The organism is Pedobacter ginsenosidimutans, from assembly GCF_001442625.1.
GTDB lineage: Bacteria > Bacteroidota > Bacteroidia > Sphingobacteriales > Sphingobacteriaceae > Pedobacter > Pedobacter ginsenosidimutans.
This window is the reverse complement of the sequence record NZ_LMZQ01000029.1, coordinates 17,502-39,722: the sequence shown is the minus strand read 5'-3', so window position 1 is coordinate 39,722 and position 22,221 is coordinate 17,502. Positions and strand designations below refer to the sequence as shown.

Sequence of the window (22,221 nt, the reverse complement as noted above, 5' to 3'; positions counted from 1 at the left end):
CGGGCAGAAGTAACACCTGGGATTATCCGAATGAAGATGAAAAAGTTTTTAACCGTTATTTCGAAAGAAAGGTTAAACCACAAGTTACTGAGCTTTTAAGTAACTATGGCCCGATTGGTGCAATTTGGTTCGATACGCCCGAACTCATCAGTAAAACAGAGAGTGCAGAACTTAAAGCGTTAGTTCATAAATTACAACCAAACTGTTTGGTAAACAATAGAATTGGAAATGGTTATGGCGACTTTTCAATTTCTGAACAGTCTTTGTCTCCATCATCAAAAAAAGCATGGGAGTCTTGTTTAACCATTGGCCAAAACTGGGGCTACAACAAACATGATAGTGTTTGGAAATCGCCCGAAATGCTGGTACGGCACTTGGTAGAAGTAGTAGCTAATGGTGGCAACCTGTTGTTAAATGTTGGCCCAAAAGGTGATGGTACCTTTCCGGATTGGGCAACTGTAAGATTAAAAGCTGTAGGTAAATGGATGGATATTAATCATGAGGCCATTTACGCTAGCCAAACATGGTTGGCTGTAAAAGAAAATAGCTCAGAAAAGAGTGATAATATCTCTATCGAAGAAAGCAAAAACGCCATTAAGGATGCTGTTTTCGATGGTACACCAAAATCTGTAACGCCAGATGTTTATTATACCTCAAAAGATAAAACTGTATACGCTTTTCTAAGAAGCTGGAAAAGGTCAGATGTACTGCTAAAACAGATAAACAAAAGCACAATGTCTGTTAAAAATATCGAACTTCTGGGAAACAATAAAAAAATAAAATGGACAATAAACAACGAGGGGCTTGGCCTTGATTTACCAGGTGATTATAAAAAAGGGAACCAAATTCCTGTTTATGTATTAAAAATAACAACCAATTAATGAGGTTATTACATATATTATCTGTGCTAATTATTTATTCAACGGCATTTGCACAGCAACCGGGAATTATTCCTATGCCGATGCGTTTTGTAAAAGGCAATGGCTACTATACCATAAATAATTATAGTAGCATTAGTTATAATAACGAACGGCTAAAAGCGATTGCTTACTATTTTCAGAACGAATTATTAAGTCAAAAAGGAATTACCGTTCAGCAAAAAGCAAAATCGGCAAGTATTGTGCTGGTACTAAAGGCCGGAAAAAAACATGCAGATTCATGTGCTTATCAGATCAGTATCAAACCTGACCAGATTATCGTTTCCGGTACACATTCCAATGGAATTTTTTATGGGGTGGTTTCGCTGTTGCAACTGGCACTAACCAATAAAAACAACCAACTTCCTGCTGCTGAAATAAGTGATGCACCGGTTTATGGCTGGCGTGGCTTTATGCTCGATGAATCTCGGCATTTTTTTGGCAAACAAAAAGTAAAGTCTATTTTAAACTGGATGGCCTTTTATAAACTGAATACCTTTCACTGGCATTTAACCGATGAACCTGCCTGGCGCCTAGAGGTTAAGAAGTATCCTAATTTGGCCCTTATTGGTGGCATTGGAGATTATCTAAACCCCAATTTGCCAGCACAGTTTTATACACAAGCCGATATTAGGGAAATTGTGGCCTACGCTGCCGAACGCTACATTAAGGTTATACCAGAAATTGATATGCCCGGGCATGCTAGTGCAGCCAATAAAGCCTATCCAGAATATTCAGGAGGCGGTTCAATAGGGCACCCAGAGTTTACCTTTAATCCTGGCCTGGAAAAAACCTACGGTTATTTAACCGATATTCTAAAAGAAACCAATGTGCTTTTCCCTGCCGGATTAATCCATTTAGGAGGAGATGAAGTGAGCTATGGAAATGAAAAATGGAAAAGCAATCCAGATATTTTAAAACTCCGCGAGCGCGAAAAGCTTAAGGATGACGCTGCGGTAGAACACTATTTTATGAAACGCATGGCCGATTCGCTCTACCGATTAAACGCCAGGGCTATTTTTTGGGATGAAATGGCCGAAGCCGATCTGCCAAAAGAGAAAACGATTATGTTTTGGTGGCGCCAGGAAAAACCTGCCCAGCTCCGTACTGCTTTAAGTAAAGGTTATCAAACGGTTTTATGCCCGCGTTTGCCACTGTATTTCGATTTTGTTCAGGATAGTACCCACCAATACGGTAGAAAGTGGAACAAACTGTATAGCCCCATTGAGCAGGTATACCAGTTCAATGCACAGTCTTTTGCCGAAAATGAAAAAGAAAAACAGCTTATTTTAGGTATTCAGGCTAACCTTTGGGCAGAAACAGTAGATAATGACAACCGTTTAGATTATTTACTTTTTCCTCGGATTGCCGCCCTGGCAGAAGCTGCATGGACGCCGCAAAATCATAAAGATTTTAAAACCTTCAGTAATAATCTAGCCCAGCACTTGGCACTTTACAGCAAAGCAGGACTTTATTATTATCATCCTTCAAAGCCCTTACAAAACCCAGAAATACCGGTTAAGAGAAAGAAACCATTAAATTATAAGGATTAATAAGAACACGAATAAAATTTGAATATGAAGAATATATTAAAGTTTGTCTTGGTTATTGTTGCTTCGATCGCTGCAGTAAATCCTGCAGATGCACAATGGACTGGGCCAAAGAGCAAGCCTACAAAAGAAGTTGAAGTTAAATACGGACCCCTAACACCACCACACCGTACCGATGCCGACATGGAAGCCTTTCGCAGTTATGGTTTAGGGCAGTTTATCCATTGGGGAATTTATTCTATCGCGGGTAACGAGTGGAATGGGATAAGTGCAAGGGGAGGTGCAGCAGCATCAGAATGGATCCGCTCCTGGAGTGGGCCTACGGCACCAAAAGACTGGACTAAAACTTACGATAACCTGTACAAACAGTTTAACCCGAAAAACTTCGATGCCAAACGCTGGGCCAAACAAGCTAAGGATATGGGCGCAAAGTATGTGATTTTTACCACCAAACACCATGATGGCTTTGCACTTTGGCCAACCAAATATTCTGATTACAGTGTTTCTGCATCACCTTATAAAAAGGATATAGTAAAGCAGATTGTAGATGCCTATACCGCTGAAGGTATTGATGTATATCTCTATTTCTCTATTTTAGAATGGAATAACCCAAATTATATGGGTAAAGCTCCAAAAACAGAGGAAGAGAAAGAAAAATTTGGTAAATTTTTAGCTTATACCCGAAACCAGCTTTTAGAGCAGCTGGATAACTATCCGAAAATTAAAGGTTTCTGGTTTGATGGTACCTGGGATGCCTCGTGGAAAAGCGCCTATGAATTTACCTACAATCTAGAAAAAGAACTTCGGGAAAAACATCCTGGATTAATTATCGGCTCGCGTTTCCGTAACGATGAACATGGCTCAAGACACTTCGATTCGAATGGCAATATTTTGGGTGATTACGAACAGGGCTGGGAGCGTAAGTTACCTGCAGAATTTGAATGGTTAAACGGTAACGATTGGGATGCGGTAATGACCATCCCGCCAAACGGTTGGGGATATATGAAAGATTGGTCGGGAATTTATACCAAAACTACCGACGATTTATTGGATATGCTGATGCGTTCGGTATCAATGAACGGCAATTTTGTACTAAACTTTGGCCCCGATGGCAATGGAAATATGCATCCCGAAGAGGATAAAATTGCAAAGGAAATCGGCGAGTGGATAAAAATAAATGCCGAGGCAGTATATGGGGTACGTCATGCTGCATTAACTCCCTCTAAATTGGGCTACTTTACTCAAAAAGACAATAACCTTTATTTAACTGTTTTTAATCAACCCGTAAATGGTATTGTGCGCATTGCGGTGCCTAAAAATGCCAAACAGGTTCCAGGTACAGCTGCACTTTTAGTAAACAGCAAGAATTTAGCTTTAAAACAAGCGGACATTGGTTTGGATCTGGATAAGAATACCTATTATGATGTAATACTGCCAAAAGATTTTCAACCCAACAAAGCATTTGTAATTAAAATAAAACTGGTGGCGCCAAAAGCAAAAGCAGCAAAGTTAATGGATGCAAAAATGTAGCCTCGATGAACGGTTATTTCCTTAATTTTTTTGAAGTATGATTTAAAGAAAACTGTGCTGTTGTAAACGATCAAACCAGGCTTTGCGATAAATAGAAGCAAGGCGAGAAGGCATAAACCAGTTTTGATAGGAAGATTTAAATGTAAACGACATGGTAATGAATAGGTTGATTAGTGCCCGAATTTACTGTCTATACCAAGTGTACATTAGACTGGTTATCTGATGTTACGCCTTGTAAATACATTTATTTGGTTAGTTAATGATTGCGTAGCGATGGATGTTTCTACGCAATCTTAATTTTAACCCAATGGTCATACATCCATATCATAATTATCAAATCAAATAATCCTTAAGCCCGATATCTTAATATAAATCACAGGTGCGGTAATATAAATCGCGGGTGCAGTAATATAAAACGCGGGTACGGTAATATAAATCACGAGTGCAATAATATAAATCGCGGGTACGGTAATATAAATCGCGCTATTGGCCAGATACATTTAATATTGAATTAAAACTGCACTGTAACTTTAACAATTTAATAACGCTAGCTAACTATCTTACTAATAACATCGGTTCATCTTTGTTAAAAGGCACTAATCAAATAATAGGATAATTTAAGCACAATGATATGAGACTGATTTCTTGCGTAGCGCTATTAATGGTTATACCAGCAATTGGACTTTTAACCAAAGCGAATAAATTTACTGGTGATAAAGGGTCTGAAACCCCAGTGCATGAGCATATTGTAAATGATTCAGCCTCATTAAAATTGCTTAATCACGTTGATACGGCTGCTAAATTTGAAGGTGCATCTGTTGTATTTGCAACTGATTATCGATTGAGTTTTTTTAAGCCTATGTGTCCCCACTCAACTCCTTTATTTACAAGGTCGTTGTTAGAAGTAGACTTGGCTCATTAGTTCTCTTGTTTATTAGTCGCTTTCATGTCCGAAAAGGTGGCAGATCATGTGGTGTCAGATATTTCTATCTGACACTTCGTTTGATCCTTTATTCCAATTCTAAAACGGTTCTCTCTGCCAGATGGTAACATCTGGCAGCACGTTTAAGTTCGAAAATCTAAACTATTTACCTTCCCACCAGGCCAACGGAAACTTAATCTCATCAACCGAGCTTGCAATCATATCGGGTTTAAAAGCATAATGCCCTAAAGTATCTTTGCTTGAGATGCCCGAAAGTACCAGAATGGTTTTATATCCCATTTGAACACCTCCTTGTATATCTGTTTCCATGGTATCGCCAATAACCGTAGTTTCGCTGGTTTCCAATCCTAGAAATTTACGTGCCGAGCGCATCATCACCGGACTTGGTTTACCTGTAACAAATGCTTTTCTGCCGGTTGCTTCTTCAATCATAGCAGTAGTTGCGGCAATGCCTAAATTATTCCAACCTGGTTTCTTTGGCGATGGATCTCTATTAGTGGTGATAAATTTAGCTCCGGCAAGAATCATATCAACCGCACGCTGTACCATTTCGAGCGTAAAGTTTCTACCTTCTCCCAGTACCACAAATTCTGGATCGGTGTTTACCAAAGTAATACCGTGATCGTGCAAACTGCTTAATAAACCACCTTCTCCCAATACATAAGCGGTACCATTTGGGCTTTGATCGGAAAGGAATTTACCTGTAGCCATTGCGCTCGTATATACATGGCTTTCTTCTACTTTTATGCCAAGCCCTTTTAGTTTACGCACAACTTCTAAAGCCGTTCTCTGACTATTATTAGTCATAAATGCAAAAGGAATATCTTCATCAATTAAGTTTTTAATGAATTTATCAGCACCAAATATCAATTCTTCCCCGCTATAAATCACCCCATCCATATCTATTAATAATCCTTGTTTCATGTTTTGTAGATTTAATCTGTTTATGTGCAAACTTAATATTTTCTTGTTCAATCATTGTTAAGATAAAGTCTTTCGGTGGTCAGTTTTTAACCCAAACTTATCCTGCTAAGTTTGAATAGTATTCCTTGTACTGAAGGAAGCTGCCTGTTTGAGTATGTTAATTATGCGGCAATGCCCGATCGGCAGATTGCAGTTAGCACAGGGCAATACCGGATTTTTTTGGCTACGAAGAGTAATAGCTTCAGCACCACACGGATATATATGCAAGCACCAATGCAGGGTGATAAATTTTTATTAACTGATGTTGATATTTCGGCTGGAAAGGTAAAACATCTGTTTTCTTGTGCTTCATGCGATTATTTCAACTTAACTCCAATTGCAGGTACGGTTAAAGGAATTAAAGTGGCTAACACTAATAGTTCAGCAGAAAAATGGTTACTTGATGCACGCATTGTTGTGGCAGCCGAAAAATCTAAAGTACCTGTAGATACCATCCACATTAAACAATATTTTAATTTAGCCGCAAAATAAGATGAGGCGCTTATGTAATAATTAAATGTACATAGGCGCCATTTTTCGCCAATAATGGGGGCGGTGTGCATTGCTCTCCCAGGTATGAAACTGATTGGGTATACCTTTCTCCCATAACAGGCTGCTTAGATGCCGGTTTCCACTTAGAAATGGATCTGTTTCACCTACGGCAAGAATAATTTCCATGTTTCTGACTGCTGATAGCAATCGATCGTCGTTTAGGTTAGCAATATATTGCGCTGGCATATTAAAATAAACTTTTTCGTCGTGAAACCCGTTCAGCAGATCTCTAAAATCGCCTATATTGTCTGTAAGGTCATATCTTCCGCTTATACCAACAGCTTTTTTAAATAACCAGGGGTATTTCATGGCCAGGTTTATAGCATGGTAAGCACCCATGCTGCAGCCAGCCGTTTCTACGTAATCGCCATCATTTTTCTGATAGATAAGCGATAATACTTCTTCGAGGAGATATTTTTCATACTGTAAATGCCGTTCTATCCGTACCGATGGAAACACCTCATCGTTATAAAAGCTTTCTCCATCTATGCTATCCACACAGAAAATTTGGAGTTCGCCATTTTCAATCCGCGCACTTAAAGAAGCTATAATTCCCCAGTTTTCGTAATCGTAAAATCTGGCCATACGGGTAGGGAAAAAGATAACTGCTCTTCCGGCATGACCGAAAACGAGAAGCTCCATATCCCGTTGAAGATTATGGCTGAACCATTTATGATATTCCCTGTTCATTAGCTGCAATTCTTTTTGTGGAAAATTAAGGCATGTATGTTATCAGGATATTAATTGCGCGTAATGATTAACCTAATTTCTCTTTAACAGTAGTTGCCCACAAACGATAACCTTCTTCGCTCAGATGCAATCCATCGTGATCGTAAAGTGAAGGGTTTGGGTTGCCCTCTTTGTTGAGCATTTTCTTAAATACATCAATAAATTTCCAATTGCTATTGAGTTTAATAATTTCGCTTTCGATGAGGTTATTGGTATATCTAAACTGATCGGCCATTTGCCAGCGGGTAAGGCTGGGTTTTAGCGATATAAAATAGCAGGGCAGTATGCCAAACCGCTGATTAACTTTAGCCATCAACTGCTGGAAAAAGATAAATATCTCCTCAGGGTTTCTTCCATCGCCAAGGTCGTTATCGCCAGCATATACCACAAGTGCCTTTGGCTTGTAGTCTATCATAATCCGCTCAAAAAACCATACGCATGCAGCTAATGTAGAGCCGCCAAAGCCTAAATTGGTTACTTTCATGTAATCAAAATCATCTTCGAGACTATTCCACAACCGGATAGATGAGCTGCCATAGAAAATAACACCAGGATGCTCCCGATCCAAGCGATGCGTCCTCTCTAATTGTTTAACTTCTTCTTCGTACCAGTACATATGGTTAAAGATAAAAAGATCTGCCTCTTGAAGAAATGTATTGTATGTTAAGTTTATGTTATTAGGTGTTGGTTTACTGGTTCATTAGTCATTTGTTCATTGGTCATTTGTTCATGCGTATCGCACAATTTTACAGGCGCTCAAAACTTAATGCCCTAAACTTCTTAATGATGAAATAAATAGGATTTAAAGATTTTTACCATTAAGGTAATAAGAACATTATGTTTGAATTATCGCCCTTAAATTAATAGCCACTAAATTGTTTCCGGTTGTCCCATTTTTTTTAGGATGCGGTAGTGGGAGCGAAGTGCCGATAAGAATGTGCTGTTTTCATGATAAGGCAATCCAAATTCTAACGCAGTTTGTTTTACAATGATGGAGATCCGACCATAATGTACATGGCATATTTTAGGGAAAAGGTGGTGTTCTATCTGTCGGTTTAACCCACCAAGAAAGAATGCTGAGATTGGCGATTGGGTTGCAAAATTAGCTGTAGTACGCATTTGGTGTTCGGCCCAGGCTTCTTCCATATTGCCTTCTGCATTGGTTATTGGAAAAGTGGTTCCTTCTACTACATGAGCCAATTGGAAAACCAGTCCCATGGTTAAGCCCTGAGCCATGTGTAATACCACAAAACCGATTGCAATCTGCCACCAGGCAAGCGGCATTATCAGTATAGGTAAACCAATAAAAATAAAGTAGTACAAAAACTTATAGAAAAAGAGGTTAAAGTATTCGATCTTCGGATGCTTGTTCTGACAGGCACCCACGCTTTTCTGGAAAAACTTTTTATAATCTTTACGAAACACCCAGGAAAGCGAAGCCAAACTATATAAAGGGAAAGCATACCATTGCTGGAAACGCTGATGTGGTTTTAATTCATCTTCTGTACAGATGCGTATAAGTCCTGGTGCTACTTCAATATCTTCGTCGTGGCCAGGTATATTGGTATAGGTATGGTGTACCACATTGTGGGTAATGTTCCATACATATGGATTAGCCCCAACCATATTAAATAGAAAACTGAAAAATGAATTGATACGTTTAGAACTCGAAAACGAACCGTGAATGGCATCGTGGCAGATATTAAAACCAATAAATGCACAAGTTGCGCCAAGTAAAATGGTAAGTCCCAAAAGTATGGTGCTATGCACGTTTAAAAGAAGTATGGAAAAGTAAAGTGCCAGAAATATAATAAGGAAAAGAAAGGCCTTAAACCACATCAGCACATTGGCATTGATACTTCTATTGTTTTCTTTAAAGTCGTTGTTTACTCTGCGGCGAACTTCCGAGTAAAATGTATTCCCTGCTAAACATGGGAATTTTGCTTTTGATTTCATGATCTTGTGCGCTAATCTACCCCATGTACGAGGTCGATAACTCCAAGTTCATTAAGCTTTATGTATAACCTGGCTAATTGGCCAGGCTTAGTTATAAACGTAAACTACTGTGTTTTAGTTTTCGACGAAGGTAATAAATTAACCGTTGATGCACTCGGCAATCATATCAAATAATTACTAATTTCTTAATAAGAGAGTAATTAATTTACTTTCAATGACTGTATTAAACAAATTAATAATGAGATGAAAGCAAAAGGTAAGGATAAAATATTGATCACTAATGTTTTAGCTCCAGATTATATTCAATTGGAGAATTCAATTTAATTAAGATACAGACTACTCGCTGTAGTTCCTCTTATTAGCAGCATAAATATGGTACCAAATGTAAAAAATCCATATTAATACCACTGTGCTATAAACCAATTCGGGTTCAAATGAATCCCTGGTAATTAACAGCGCAATGGAGGAGATCAGGGCAGTCAGGAAGAAATAAAGAATATTTTTCATAACGTACTGATTTAATGAATGTTGGATTTAGTAAATATAATAAAATATCTCCTATGGAACAAGTGTTTTACGGAATAATTTACCTGATTTTGATGAAAGCGGTTTTTTATCTTATTTATAAGGTGTTTTTTCTTCATTTAATTTGTGTTTTACTTGTTGTTATGCGTAATTATAGCGGTTTGAAGCTTATTTAGCTGTCCATAGTAATTAGTTTGAATTGTTGCTTTAAATTAATGTGAATCTTTATCAGGATAACGTATGTGAAGTTGTTTTACTTTAAAATGAAGTAAATAAGTCTAGTCGCCGGTAAGTAAAAGTGTCAAATGGTTAAGAATTAACTTAAAATGCACAAAATTGTGGCACAAGAGAATTTATATTTTTTTGTAAGTTTACCCGGCAACCAACCAGAAACAATAACACACACAAATGATTAAATTTTCTTTAAGCTTAATTTCTTTTACACTAGTTTTTTTTGGATTAAAAAACTTTTTTAGCGAACCAAAGATACAACGCGTATCACCCACCGAATTAACGATAACCAATTTCGCAGGACCTGATGTTACACCCAGCCCAGCCTGTTTAGCCGTAGCACCAACCGGAGAAGTATATGTTGGCGTTGATATGATCGGCTCTTTAGGTAAAGATCCTGGTAAAGGCCATATTCTTAAATTGATAGATAAGGATAACGATGGTAAAATGGATGAACATGTAGATTTTGCCGAGGTGGATAATCCACGCGGTATTATCGTTCAAGGCAGCCAGGTATACGTATTACATACCACTTTTTCTAAAGAAACAAAACAGGCTACAGGCATGAATTTAGTTGTTTTCGAAGATAAAGATGGCGATGGAAAAGCCGATGGACCCGAAAAACCGCTTATAGAGCATATCAGTAATGCCAAATATATCCGCGAACGTGGTACCGACCATGCCACCAATGGCATTAGAATGGGTATTGATGGATGGATTTACATTTCAGTAGGAGATTTTGGATTCCATGATGCGGTAGACCGTTCAGGCAAAAAACTAACCATGTTAGGTGGTGGAATTATGCGTGTTCGCCCTGATGGAACTGAAATGGAAGTATATACACATGGAACACGTAATGTTTATGATGTTGCTATCGATCCTTACATGAACGTTTTTACAAGAGAAAATACCAATGATGGCGGTGGATGGAATGTTCGTTTCTCGCACCACATACAATCTGGAGAATATGGTTACCCTGTTTTATTTCAGAATTTTACCGACGAAATTATTCCGGCACTTGCAGATTTAGGTGGAGGATCGGGTACCGGAGCATTATTTATGGATGAACCAAACTGGCCGGAACAATATAACCATGTACCAATGATGGCCGATTGGGGCAGAAGCATGTTATATATTCATAGAGTGACCGCTGATGGCCCGACTTTTACACAGAAAGATGAAGAATTTATTAAACTACCACAGATTACCGATCTTGATGTAGACGGTTCAGGAAGACTTTATTTGTCGGCCTGGGATGGTGCAGGTTACTCTGGAAGTCCTAATAAAGGTTACGTTGTTCGTGCAGTACCAAACAACTGGACGTACAAAGCTTTCCCTGATGTTAAAAAAGCTTCAATTAAAAAACTAACCGAGCTACTTAAATCGAATAGTGCAGTAGGCCGTTTAACTGCTTCGCAAGAACTGGTTTTGCGCAACAATAAACAAGCTATTGCAGCGGCTTTAAAAGTGGCTTCCGATCAAGGTTTAGCGCTTGATGTTCGTATAGCCGGTATGTATACTTATGCACAGCTGACCAAAGAAAATGGTATCGCAACTTTAGTTGAATTTACCAAAGATAATGCAATTAAGGAATTTGCTTTAAAAGCATTAGCTGACCGTAAAGCCAATATCGACAAAGTACCGGTTGAGCCATTTTTAGAAGGTTTAAAGGATCCTTCTCTTCGCGTTCAGGCTGCTTCGATAATCGGTTTAAACCGTTTGGGCAGACCAGAAGTTGCCAATGTGCTTTTACAAACCAAGGTGCCTGCTTCATTTACAGCACCTGCAAAAGGTACTGAAGGGCCTCATGCAACACCAAATTCAGCCATTATTTTGCCTCACTTAGCTGTTAGGGCCTTAGTTGATCTTCAGGCGGTAGATGCTTTGCTTGCTGCAGTTAAAACCGAAAATTCTACCCTTGCGCTTTGGGCGTTACGTTATATACATACCGAAAAAGCGGTTAACGGACTGATCGAAAACTATAAACAATCGACAGATGAAAAATTAAAGCAACAGATCCTGGTTACTTTAGGTCGTTTGTATAAAAAAGAAATTGCTTATGATGCTTCTTGGTGGTGGGGTACACGTCCTGACTCTCATGGACCATACTTTAAGGCCGTTTCATGGGAAGGTTCTCCTATTATCGAGAAATTTCTGAAAGAAGAGGCTATAAAAGCCGGAGCAAAGGGAAAACAGTTTTACGTTGATTTAAATGCACGTCAAAGGATGGATATTCCTGAATTTGCAGAAGAAGAAAAAGTAGCGGCAGCTGAAGAACCAAAAATTGATTTGGATAAAATCAAAAACAAAAAAGGTCAGGTTGGTAAATCATCTATCGAAGATGTATTATTGGCTATCAATAAATTACAGGGTGATCCATTAAAAGGAAAAAACATTTTCAATAATCAAGGTTGTATTGCCTGCCATAGCTTAAGCAAAAGTGAAAAAATGAAAGGTCCTTTTATGGGACAGATCGGCTCTATTATGAACCGTGAGCAGATTGCAGAATCGATATTAAAACCTAATGCCTCAATTTCTCAGGGATTTGCTTCGGTAATGATTACGGCCAAAGGCGACCGTACTTATATGGGCTTTATTACAGAAGAAACAGCTGCAAAAGTGGTGGTTCGTAATATTGCAGGAGAGGTTTTTACCATTAAAGCGGGCGATATTCTATCGAGAAAAGAAATGGAAACTTCGATGATGCCAGAAGGTTTGGCCAATTCATTATCATATGAAGAACTGGCTTCGTTAGTTTCTTTCTTATCTGAACAAAAGAAATAGTCCCTTGTCGTTAAATTTGATAAGTATGACATAACCCCATGAAGAAAAATCAGCTTATCACTATTATATGTGCCATCATAACCTTGTTTTGCTCTACGATAGCGGTAGGGCAAAACAAGGAAATTGATTCGACTTTTAAGATGCCTTCGCATCCAAGGTTATTGATAAGCCATGAGCTTGAAGAACAGATCTTAGAAAATGTAAAGCGCGATGCCAGGTTTAAACAAGTTCACCGAGCCATACTATCAGAAGCAGATCATGTTTTAAATAAACCCGTATTAGAGCGGGTGATGATCGGCAAACGTTTGCTTGATGTATCAAGAGAAGCACTTAAAAGGATTTATTATCTCTCTTATGCTTTTAGGCTTAACCATGATAAAAAGTATGTAGCCAGGGCAGAAAAAGAACTGCTGGCAGTTTCTGGTTTTAAAGATTGGAACCCAAGCCATTTTCTTGATGTGGGTGAAATGACAATGGCTTTATCAATAGGCTACGATTGGTTATATCAGGATTTACCACAATCAACCAGAAGTATAGTTGCCCATGCCATTCTCGAAAAGGGAATACAGCCTTCAACAAACAATAAGTACAATAACTGGTTAAATGTTACCAATAACTGGAATCAGGTTTGTAATGCGGGCATCTCTTTTGGTGCAATAGCTACTTTCGAAGAACATCCGGCCTTATCTGCGAAACTCATTAACCGGGCAATAAAAAGTGTAATCCTACCCATGCAACAATATGCTCCCGATGGTGCTTATCCGGAAGGTTATGGATATTGGGAATACGGCACTTCTTTTAATGTAATGTTTATCAGTGCTTTAGAAGGTGTTTTTCATCAGGATTTTAATTTAAGCGCTCAGCCAGGTTTCCTTAAAACAGCTGATTATCTGGTTAATATGACCGCTCCTTCAGGCAAACCTTTTAATTATTCGGATAGCAGGGCGGTGGCTGAATTTAATCCCGCACTTTTTTGGTTTGCATCGAAACTGAACGATTCTGGTTTACTTTTGGTAACTAAAAAACAGCTCGATGAGCAGATGCCATTACAAAATAGATTACTGCCATCAGCAATGTTGTGGGGTGCAAAACTATCGCTTAATAACATTCAGCCTAAAACTACACAATTTTGGATAGGAAATGGTCCTAATCCGGTTGCTTTGATGCGAAGTTCGTGGACAGATCCGCTGGCTACTTTTGTGGGTTTTAAAGGTGGCTCACCCGGTATTAGCCATGGTCATATGGATGTAGGCTCTTTCATCATGGAATCGCAAGGGGTGCGTTGGGCTATGGATTTTGGGATGCAGGAATATGAATCGCTCGAATCAAAAGGCATTAATCTTTGGGATACTAAACAAAATTCACAGCGCTGGAAAATATTCCGCTATAATAATCTCGCGCACAATACCCTTTCAATTGATAGTACTTTTCAGAATGTTAGGGGCAATGCTGCTTTCATCAGTAGTGCTGATAATGGCCTGTTTATGAATGCTGTTGCCGATCTGAGTAGCTTATATGCTGATAAACTAAAAAAGTCAATTAGAGGCGTGGCCCTAATCAATAAAAAAACAGTGCTGATCCGTGATGAAATAACTGTAGGAAATACTGATGTAAACCTTCGGTGGTCGATGGTTACACCTGCTACAGTACACATTATTGATAAGCATACCATCGAATTAAGTTATAAAAACAAAAAATGTTATCTCTTCGTAGATGCCCAAAGCGAAGTTAAAATGAAAACCTGGTCAACAGATCCGGGAACCGATTATGATGCTAAAAATCCGGGGACTTCTATTGTAGGATTTGAAGTAAGGCTCAAAGCTGATAGCGAACAGGCCATATCAGTTTTTCTAGATGCCGGGAATCCACTGCAAAAAAGCTTTTCTGCTAAATCGATAGCCAGTTGGCCTAAAAAATAAATAAGCCTGGTAGTTGATGTTTGTTCAGCTTTATTTTCTAAGGCTTGATTTTACTGATAATTCTTTCTAAAGCTATATTCATGAATTTTATTGTTATTGTCGAGCAATTTTTATCATAAAAATGCGTCAGTTGTTTTGGTTTAAAAAAACAAAACTTACATTTAGCGATTAAATCTATATACCTAGTCGATGAGCAGATCGGGCAGGTATGACCACCAGTTATGGAAGACCATTTTTTTGAACAAATTATTAAGAACCCTCTTGAACAACCAAATATTCCACCCAATGAAGTGATATCCCTTTGGGCAGAAAAGCTAATTCAAGTGCTTTTTCCAGAAAATTCTCCTAAAGTATTTTCAACAATTGTAGACGTAAAGGAATATGTTGCCGTTTTGGAGCTTGAACTTTATGATATCATATCAGCCAGTTGTAAGCTTAAAAATAGCGAATGTAAAAATGCAGCAGGTCAGTTTTTTGAAGAACTGCCAGCGCTTTACCGTGTATTGAACACCGATATAGTAGCCATTTATGAAGGCGATCCGGCTGCACAGAGCAGGTTTGAGGTAATTAGAACTTATCCTGGTTTTTATGCCATCTGTTTCTACAGAATTGCCCATATGCTTTATAATTTCGGTATACCGCTGGTTCCAAGAATTCTTACCGAATATGCCCATTCTAAAACAGGAATTGATATCCATCCGGCAGCCTGTATTGGCGAATACTTCCATATCGATCATGGAACTGGGATTGTTATTGGCGAAACGAGTATAATAGGCCGTTATGTTAAACTTTATCAAGGGGTAACACTTGGTGCTTTGAGTGTTAAAAAAACATTAGCAGGCAGCAAACGTCATCCAACAGTAGAAGATAGGGTGGTAATCTATTCTGGGGCAACCATACTGGGCGGCGAAACCATCATTGGGCACGATAGCATCATCGGTGGAAATGTGTGGCTTACAGAAAGTATCCCAGCTTTTTCTACGGCTTATCATTCTCCAATAATTACCATTAGGAACCATAAAGAAACCAATTAATATATTAAAATATGGCAGGAATAATCGATCTGATCGGAAATACGCCAATGGCTGAACTTCAAAAGCTGAATATTAACCCAGCTGTAAGGGTATTTGCCAAATTAGAGGGAAATAATCCAGGCGGTAGTGTTAAAGACAGAGCGTCGCTTAATATGATCAGAAGTGCAATAGAACGAGGGGATATAGCTCCTGGAACTAAACTTGTAGAGGCCACAAGTGGTAATACCGGAATTGCATTGGCTATGATTGCAAGTTTATATAACTTAGAAATTGAACTGGTTATGCCAGCCAATTCTACACGCGAACGTAAGGTAACTATGGAGGCATTTGGTGCAAAAGTAACCCTGCTAGAAAGTATAGAAGAATGCAGGGATTATGCAGAAGAAAAAGGCGTTTCAAAAGGGTATTTTTTATTAAATCAATTTGCAAACCCTGATAATTACCTGGCTCATTATAAAACAACCGGACCAGAAATATGGAGAGACACGGAGGAACAGATTACGCATTTTGTAAGTTCTATGGGAACAACGGGGACCATTATGGGTTGCTCCCGATTTTTTAAGGAAAAAGATAACGATATCCAGATTATAGGCTGTCAACCTACTGAGGGCTCTTCTATTCCAGGTATCAGGCGTTGGCCTGAAGAATATCTACCGAAAATATTCGATCCGCTACGGGTAGATCGGGTAATGGATATTGCACAGGAAGAAGCAACCTTAATGTCGAGGAGAATGGCTAAAGAAGAAGGTTTATTTGCAGGCATGAGCTCGGGCGGTGCCTGCGCAGCTGCTTTGAAACTTGCTGGTGAACTAGATAAAGGAACCATTGTTTTTATCGCCTGCGATCGGGGAGACCGCTACCTGAGCAGCGATCTTTTTGGTTGATCGTAAATCACTAATCTTGTTGGGCTTTTTTTGATAAAAGCATGCGGACCCTTTGAATAATGGTCTCCATTTCGAAAGGTTTTTCTATGTAATCATCCCAATGGGTTTTATAGTAAGCGCTATTATGGATGCCATTTCGCGATGACATGAGCAGGATAGGAATGGAACCATGTGCCGATAATTTTAATTCTGTGCATATGGCCCGTCCGTCGGTCATACCCAACAAAATATCGATCAAAATGATATCGGGTTGGAAGGCAGCAACCTTGGTGTGTAAATCAATAGCGTTGGAAAGATTCATCGTAATGTATCCTTCAAATTCGAAGATCATCTTTATGGCATCAAGTGTTGCAGGGTGATCTTCAATAATTAATATTTTTGGTTGGGATAAAGAGAACATTTTTTTGTGTTATTAATTAAGGAAAGCTAAGATTACCAGTGCCTCGCTTTTTAAGCAATAACTCAAATATTTTCGAGTCTGTTCTGGTTAGGCTATCAAGAGAGTTGCGCAAGCTCTGGTTTACCAGACTTAAATTGGTAAACATTGTTCTCAGGTTATCGTTTTCATCTCTCAGCTCTAAAAGTTCGTTGGCTATGCTCCCAAAGTCTCTAATCCAGTTGTCAAAACAGTTTTTATCTATTTCTAATGCATTATAAATTTCTTCAGGATCTCTGCCGTTGTAAAATTCTTGGATGCTCTCAATAATTTTGGCAGGGGTGTTATTCGATTTCATGGTTGGTCTCAGATGCTGTTTGTGCAGAAGGCTAGACCGTCCCCTGTCTAGACCTCCTGCGGCACAGCAATATTTTAAAAAGTTTTCATTTAGGGATAGGACAAAGAAATAGAGCATTTAAAGATTATCAAAATTTTTGTCTACGCAGTAATACGCACTAAATTTAAATGTTTGGATTTCAGGTAGTAAAATAAAATGTAATTGGTATTCGGTTCATTATATATAGTTTTTGATGAATTAGCGTTTTAAATAAACCATGCCGCCAGGCGTGTAACAAATCATCCCGGAAAAGACCGTTTCTGTCGACATGGTTAAAAATATGAGTACAATCCAGACAAAAAGCATTAAGTCTGTTTAGTGGAAAAAACGGTATCGCACCGCGTGCACTCTAAATAGCTATATGCAAAGAGGGTGCGGCAGGTGGATTTTAACGATACGCATTTCTACGCACAGGTATTTAAGTTGCTGTAATAAAGCATGTTAATCGGTTTTTGATAATTTATTGTTCAGATAAAGGCAAAGAAAAAGTGATCTATTTTTGTATATTATTTAGGACGATTTGGAGAGGTCTAATATCCAAGCGTGCATATTCGTTTCGCCATCTATACCCAGTTTTTTACGAATTCTATATTTGCGGCTTTCTACAGCACGTACACTAAGTTTGCAGGTTCTGGCAATTTCTTTAGTATCAAAATTTAACCTGATGTAAGCACAAAGCGTTAACTCTGCCGGTAGTAGTTGTGGCGAAATTTGAAGTAACCTTTCGATAAAGGTAGATTCAGCTTCGCTAAACCGCTTCATAAATGAAGGGTCTCTGGCGTGAGCAAGTTCGATAAGTGCTTTTAAAGAAAAATGTTCAACAGATTTTTCTGTTTTTGCATTGAGCTGTTTACGGTAACCTTCAACCTGTTCTTGAAGCAGAATACGTTGCCTCCGAAAATGCGCATTATGCCTTGTTAATAACCTTAACCGTTGGCCATAAAGACCGAGGCTGATGAGTATTCCTTCAATTATTCCAGCTAGAGTGAGTAAATTATAGCTGTAAGATTGAAAGGGTATTAACTCCGATAAACAAAAAACAAGGTAAATGGAAGCCAGGGCAACAGGAATCCATCCCAATACGTAACACCAGATAAGGGGATTTTTTTTGGCATAACCGCGGATTACAATCACTTTAATGCTACTGAATAGAAAAAGTAATGAGGTTAATAAAAATAAAACATGCGTAAGTATATTGGTGATGCTTCGGGCATCCCATAAAGAGCAGATTAGGATTAAACCCCATCCAAACATTAATACCTTAAAGAATTTATTGAGTTGCGGAAGTTGGCGTTTAAGTTTTAAAAAATAACTGTTAAACAGAATCGTAGCAATGTAACCAGCTGCAATAAAAAAATGGGCATGCACTAAAATAAACCTGGCTATTGAAGGGCCTAGCAATAAGCCATAGCCTTGAAGATAACAGACCATTACAATGAAATAAAGCAAAATGATCCGCGCTATATAAAGCGCAAAGAGTTTACTCCGTGTAACAATGAACATAAAAACATGAAAAATGAGGATCATCAATGCAATACCCATATAAATAGGTTGCACGCTATGTGCTTTAAATAAAGCATGGTTTAATACCGATTCGGTAACAAGCTTAACGGGTACAAGTAAAGTATTCATCGCCCGCATTCTTACATACACTTCGCCAACTGGTGTTTTTACCTGCTTTAAGGGAAATACATAGCCAGTACCCAAAATGTTATCATTTTGTTTCAGGTTGAACATGCCAGCACTTATCTGGTTTATCATCCCGCGTTCATCGCGATAAAATACGGTAATAGAATCGATGTTTGCATAATCGATAAATAGATAGGGAGTGGTTTGGTTATTATTTTTAAAACGGAGCTTCATCCACCATACTTTTCCGCTGGTGCCACCGTTAAAAATTGCTGACTTGCCTTTTGAAAAACGTTCTGGCTTAAATTGCGCTACCTTTTCAAAAGGTGTTATTTCGAGAGTGTCCTGCCAAAAGTATCCTGCTTTGCCAATATTAACAAAAGTTTGTTTCTCTACATGGATCACCGGTTGAGCTACGCAAAGGCTGCTTTCTATCAAGAAAGCAATAAGAATAAAAATGGTCTTCATTAATTAAACCAATGTAAAAAAGCTGGGATGACTTATTACAGGGGAGAAATTATAGCTTTATAATAGAAAATCCAAATTTTATCTGAAAAAAGAACATAATGTTAATGGTTTCGCATTCGCTTCAAATTTGTATTTTAGACCAAGCCCAAAATTATATGCACCAACTGATTATACAATACGCTTTCTTACTTGCAATTATTCTGTTTGTGGTGATGCTCGCACAAAAAATCCGTGTGGCATATCCCATTTTATTGGTAATTGCAGGTTTAGCATTAAGTTTTTTGCCAGTACTTCGTAATATTGAAATTGAGCCAGAGCTCATTTTTGTAATCTTTTTACCTCCATTGTTGTATGAAGCAGCGTGGAACACTTCGTGGAAAGATTTCTGGAAGTGGCGTAGGGTAATCAGCAGTTTTGCTTTTCCAATTGTTATTCTTACCTCTAGTATCGTTGCGCTAATTTCTCAAAGCCTGATTCCAGGTTTTACATGGGCCCTGGGTTTTTTGTTGGGTGGTATTATTTCTCCGCCAGATGCGGTATCAGCATCAGCTATACTTAAAAATGTTAAAGTCCCTAAAAGGCTCACCACAATATTAGAAGGCGAAAGTTTACTAAACGATGCATCCAGTTTAGTGGTGTTCCGTTTTGCTTTAGCCGCTGTAATGACCGGAAGTTTCGTGTTTACTAAGGCTGCTGGTAATTTTGTAATTGTTATTGTAATGGGGATTTTGGTAGGAATTGCAGTGGCCTTAGTTTTTTATGCTTTGCACCGGTGGTTGCCAACCACTACAAATATTGATATTATCCTTACTTTTTTAACGCCATATGTAATGTACATAACCGCAGAGGAGTTTGGGTTTTCTGGTGTATTGGCTGTCGTGAGCGGTGGTTTGTTTCTTTCGGCCCGCAGAGACCAGATTCTTACCCACCGAAGCAGGTTGCAGGGTATAAATGTTTGGGAAGCGGTAGCTTTTGTACTAAATGGCTTTGTCTTCTTATTAATTGGTTTAGAGTTTCCGGTAATTATTCGTGGTTTGGGCAACGAAGGGCTTTTACCGGCCATCCGTTACAGTGCCATTATCTGCGTAGTTTTAATTGTTACGAGGTTAGCCAGTACCTACGGTGCTTTATACTTTACACGTTTCATTAGTCGTTATATTACCACTGCCGATCCTAATCCAAGCTTGAAGGCGCCCCTGCTTTTTGGCTGGGCAGGAATGAGAGGAGTAGTTTCTTTGGCTGCAGCACTTTCTATTCCGGTAGCACTAAAATCTGGTGAAGCTTTTCCTCAGCGTAACTTAATCTTGTTTATCACTTTCAGTGTGATATTGGTTACTTTAGTTTTGCAAGGTTTAACATTACCCGCATTGATAAAATGGGTGGATATGCCCGATCCGGATTATACTGTTCCTTTCGAGCAACAAAAACAAATGGTGAGAAAGAAATTATCCATGTTATCGCTTAAAATCCTGGATGAAAAGTATCACGATGCCCTATTGCATAACGATATGATCAGATCGATAAAAATTCGCATTGAGGCAGAAATGGAGTTGTTGAGAGATTGGGAAAAAGAAGAAAACATTTCAAGGTCTGATGGCTTTTATCACGACTATCGCATTGCACTTGAAGATATTATGGCTGAGCAGCGTATTTTATTGAAAGGATTAAATAAAAAAGAGCAGATTAATGATGAGCTGATTCGAGAACAATTAGAGCTGCTTGATCTGGAAGAAGAAAAACTTCGCAGGCATTTTAGTCAACGGGATATATAACCATCAGGTTCTTTTTTACGGTACCATTGCTCAGTTTATGCAATTAAATGTATAATAATAGTAGCGTAATGTGCCCACATTGTGCGGTGTTACACATGCATGTTTACACTACATAGCTGTAATTTCGGATGTCGTTTATCTGATGAAATAAAGCTATGAAAACAAACTATTTTTTAAAAAGAATCATTTTTTTGATGCTTGCTAGCCTGGCAATGCTTTCGTGTAAGAAAAATATTAATGAACATCCTGAGGAAGGAGGCAAAAAACAAACTGTAAAATTTATGGTTACGGGTGCTAATAATGATCTGGGAACAGCAGGATCTGCGGTAAATGCCCCGCTTAAAGATCTGATTAAACAGTTAACAATTGTGGTTTATCAATCTTTTACCGGACAAGAGTATACCCGTGTTACCCAGCTCGCTACCGATCCTAATTTTGGGGAGCTTAGTTTAGACCTCCCGCTTAATACCTATAATTTTGTAGCTATCGGTTCGCGGTCGTTATTTGGCATTAATCAATTTTATCAGGGTGCTACCAATACGGTTATTTTGCCTTTTAATGAAGGGAATATGCAATATTGGCAACCTAATCAGTCTCCATCCGAAAAATTATACAAAACAGATGATACGTTTGTAGCAACCATTATGAACACCATAAGTGCCAATCAGACTATTAATTTAAATATGGATAGGATTGTAGGTAAGCTGGAAGTGCTTGTAGAAGATGTGGCCAATTACGAAGTTGATGTAAATAACGAAGCAACAGGTTATCTATTTGCAGCAAAAACATCATTTGGCAGTATTGAAAATGATTTTGGTTATATCGTAAATAACACAAAAGGCCCAATTAGTATTTATATTCTCCGTACCGATAAACCTTTGGAAATTGAAGTGAGCGGAGGCGGAAAAAAACGATCGCTTTCTGTTCCGGTTTATAAAAATAAAAGAACGGTGGTAAAGGGCAAATTACTGGAACCTATTGGTAAAGTTGGGTTTAGCTTTGTGATTAATGATAAATGGCTGGCTGATACTACACTCGTAACACTCTAAACCGGCTATTTAA

General features: G+C 38.4%; 19 protein-coding genes. 11 read left to right on the top strand and 8 right to left on the bottom strand.

Annotated features, from left to right (window positions below):
• The 4 genes from ASU31_RS22350 to ASU31_RS22335 form a co-directional block, all read left to right on the top strand.
• Nucleotides 1-881, top strand: an 881-nt coding sequence (locus ASU31_RS22350; RefSeq protein ID WP_209435036.1) for an alpha-L-fucosidase, incomplete at its 5' end; no start/stop codon positions are given.
• Nucleotides 881-2,470, top strand: coding sequence for a beta-N-acetylhexosaminidase (locus tag ASU31_RS22345; RefSeq protein WP_057934481.1), 1,590 nt, complete (start codon nucleotides 881-883; stop codon nucleotides 2,468-2,470). The genes ASU31_RS22350 and ASU31_RS22345, both read left to right, overlap by 1 nt.
• A 24-nt stretch (nucleotides 2,471-2,494) precedes the next feature.
• Entirely contained in the window at nucleotides 2,495-3,997 is a 1,503-nt protein-coding gene (locus ASU31_RS22340) for an alpha-L-fucosidase (RefSeq protein ID WP_245224588.1), read from the top strand.
• A gap of 631 nt (nucleotides 3,998-4,628) precedes the next feature.
• On the top strand, nucleotides 4,629-4,919 hold the full coding sequence (locus ASU31_RS22335; RefSeq protein ID WP_157258211.1) for a hypothetical protein: 291 nt from the start codon (nucleotides 4,629-4,631) through the stop codon (nucleotides 4,917-4,919).
• A 162-nt stretch (nucleotides 4,920-5,081) separates the two neighbouring features.
• Here the strand turns inward: ASU31_RS22335 and ASU31_RS22330 are convergent, their stop codons facing one another.
• Nucleotides 5,082-5,864 (bottom strand): HAD-IIA family hydrolase, encoded by a 783-nt coding sequence (locus ASU31_RS22330; protein ID WP_029280385.1) that lies wholly within the window; start codon nucleotides 5,862-5,864, stop codon nucleotides 5,082-5,084.
• Between the two features lie 111 nt (nucleotides 5,865-5,975).
• On the opposite strand from ASU31_RS22330, the gene ASU31_RS22325 reads away from it, so the two are divergent.
• Nucleotides 5,976-6,395 carry a hypothetical protein gene (locus ASU31_RS22325; protein WP_157258209.1) on the top strand — a complete coding sequence of 140 codons (420 nt, stop codon included), beginning with the start codon at nucleotides 5,976-5,978 and terminating at the stop codon, nucleotides 6,393-6,395.
• Between the two features lie 21 nt (nucleotides 6,396-6,416).
• Here ASU31_RS22325 and ASU31_RS22320 read toward each other — a convergent pair whose 3' ends face one another.
• The 4 genes from ASU31_RS22320 to ASU31_RS27615 all read right to left on the bottom strand — a co-directional run bounded on the left by ASU31_RS22320 (nucleotide 6,417) and on the right by ASU31_RS27615 (nucleotide 9,647).
• The gene (locus ASU31_RS22320; RefSeq protein ID WP_057934477.1) at nucleotides 6,417-7,145 is read right to left on the bottom strand and encodes an esterase family protein; all 729 of its coding nucleotides are present in this window, start codon (nucleotides 7,143-7,145) and stop codon (nucleotides 6,417-6,419) included.
• A gap of 67 nt (nucleotides 7,146-7,212) precedes the next feature.
• Nucleotides 7,213-7,800: a GDSL-type esterase/lipase family protein gene (locus ASU31_RS22315; protein ID WP_057934476.1), complete on the bottom strand. Its 588-nt coding sequence runs from the start codon at nucleotides 7,798-7,800 to the stop codon at nucleotides 7,213-7,215.
• Between the two features lie 254 nt (nucleotides 7,801-8,054).
• Nucleotides 8,055-9,140, bottom strand: a complete 1,086-nt coding sequence (locus ASU31_RS22310) for a fatty acid desaturase family protein (RefSeq protein ID WP_057934475.1) — start codon at nucleotides 9,138-9,140, stop codon at nucleotides 8,055-8,057.
• Nucleotides 9,141-9,476: 336 nt separating this feature from the next.
• Complete coding sequence (locus ASU31_RS27615; RefSeq protein WP_157258207.1) at nucleotides 9,477-9,647, bottom strand: hypothetical protein; 171 nt, start codon at nucleotides 9,645-9,647, stop codon at nucleotides 9,477-9,479.
• Between the two features lie 426 nt (nucleotides 9,648-10,073).
• Here ASU31_RS27615 and ASU31_RS22300 point away from each other — a divergent pair, with 426 nt between their 5' ends.
• From ASU31_RS22300 to cysM, 4 genes are all read left to right on the top strand, one after another.
• Complete coding sequence (locus ASU31_RS22300; RefSeq protein ID WP_057934473.1) at nucleotides 10,074-12,680, top strand: DUF7133 domain-containing protein; 2,607 nt, start codon at nucleotides 10,074-10,076, stop codon at nucleotides 12,678-12,680.
• A 38-nt stretch (nucleotides 12,681-12,718) separates the two neighbouring features.
• The gene (locus ASU31_RS22295; RefSeq protein WP_057934472.1) at nucleotides 12,719-14,599 is read left to right on the top strand and encodes a heparinase II/III domain-containing protein; all 1,881 of its coding nucleotides are present in this window, start codon (nucleotides 12,719-12,721) and stop codon (nucleotides 14,597-14,599) included.
• A gap of 221 nt (nucleotides 14,600-14,820) precedes the next feature.
• A complete protein-coding gene (locus tag ASU31_RS22290; RefSeq protein ID WP_057934471.1) occupies nucleotides 14,821-15,633 on the top strand; it encodes a serine O-acetyltransferase in 813 nt (270 codons plus the stop codon).
• A gap of 11 nt (nucleotides 15,634-15,644) precedes the next feature.
• Complete coding sequence (gene cysM / locus ASU31_RS22285) at nucleotides 15,645-16,517, top strand: cysteine synthase CysM (protein ID WP_057934470.1); 873 nt, start codon at nucleotides 15,645-15,647, stop codon at nucleotides 16,515-16,517.
• Nucleotides 16,518-16,527: 10 nt separating this feature from the next.
• Here cysM and ASU31_RS22280 read toward each other — a convergent pair whose 3' ends face one another.
• From ASU31_RS22280 to ASU31_RS22270, 3 genes are all read right to left on the bottom strand, one after another.
• Complete coding sequence (locus tag ASU31_RS22280; protein ID WP_057934469.1) at nucleotides 16,528-16,917, bottom strand: response regulator transcription factor; 390 nt, start codon at nucleotides 16,915-16,917, stop codon at nucleotides 16,528-16,530.
• A 16-nt stretch (nucleotides 16,918-16,933) separates the two neighbouring features.
• Nucleotides 16,934-17,251: a hypothetical protein gene (locus ASU31_RS22275; protein WP_057934468.1), complete on the bottom strand. Its 318-nt coding sequence runs from the start codon at nucleotides 17,249-17,251 to the stop codon at nucleotides 16,934-16,936.
• Nucleotides 17,252-17,800: 549 nt separating this feature from the next.
• Nucleotides 17,801-19,387: a 7TM diverse intracellular signaling domain-containing protein gene (locus tag ASU31_RS22270; RefSeq protein ID WP_057934467.1), complete on the bottom strand. Its 1,587-nt coding sequence runs from the start codon at nucleotides 19,385-19,387 to the stop codon at nucleotides 17,801-17,803.
• A 155-nt stretch (nucleotides 19,388-19,542) separates the two neighbouring features.
• On the opposite strand from ASU31_RS22270, the gene ASU31_RS22265 reads away from it, so the two are divergent.
• Nucleotides 19,543-21,159, top strand: a complete 1,617-nt coding sequence (locus ASU31_RS22265; protein ID WP_057934482.1) for a Na+/H+ antiporter — start codon at nucleotides 19,543-19,545, stop codon at nucleotides 21,157-21,159.
• A gap of 155 nt (nucleotides 21,160-21,314) precedes the next feature.
• Complete coding sequence (locus ASU31_RS22260; protein WP_057934466.1) at nucleotides 21,315-22,208, top strand: FimB/Mfa2 family fimbrial subunit; 894 nt, start codon at nucleotides 21,315-21,317, stop codon at nucleotides 22,206-22,208.
• Nucleotides 22,209-22,221 lie beyond the last annotated feature (13 nt).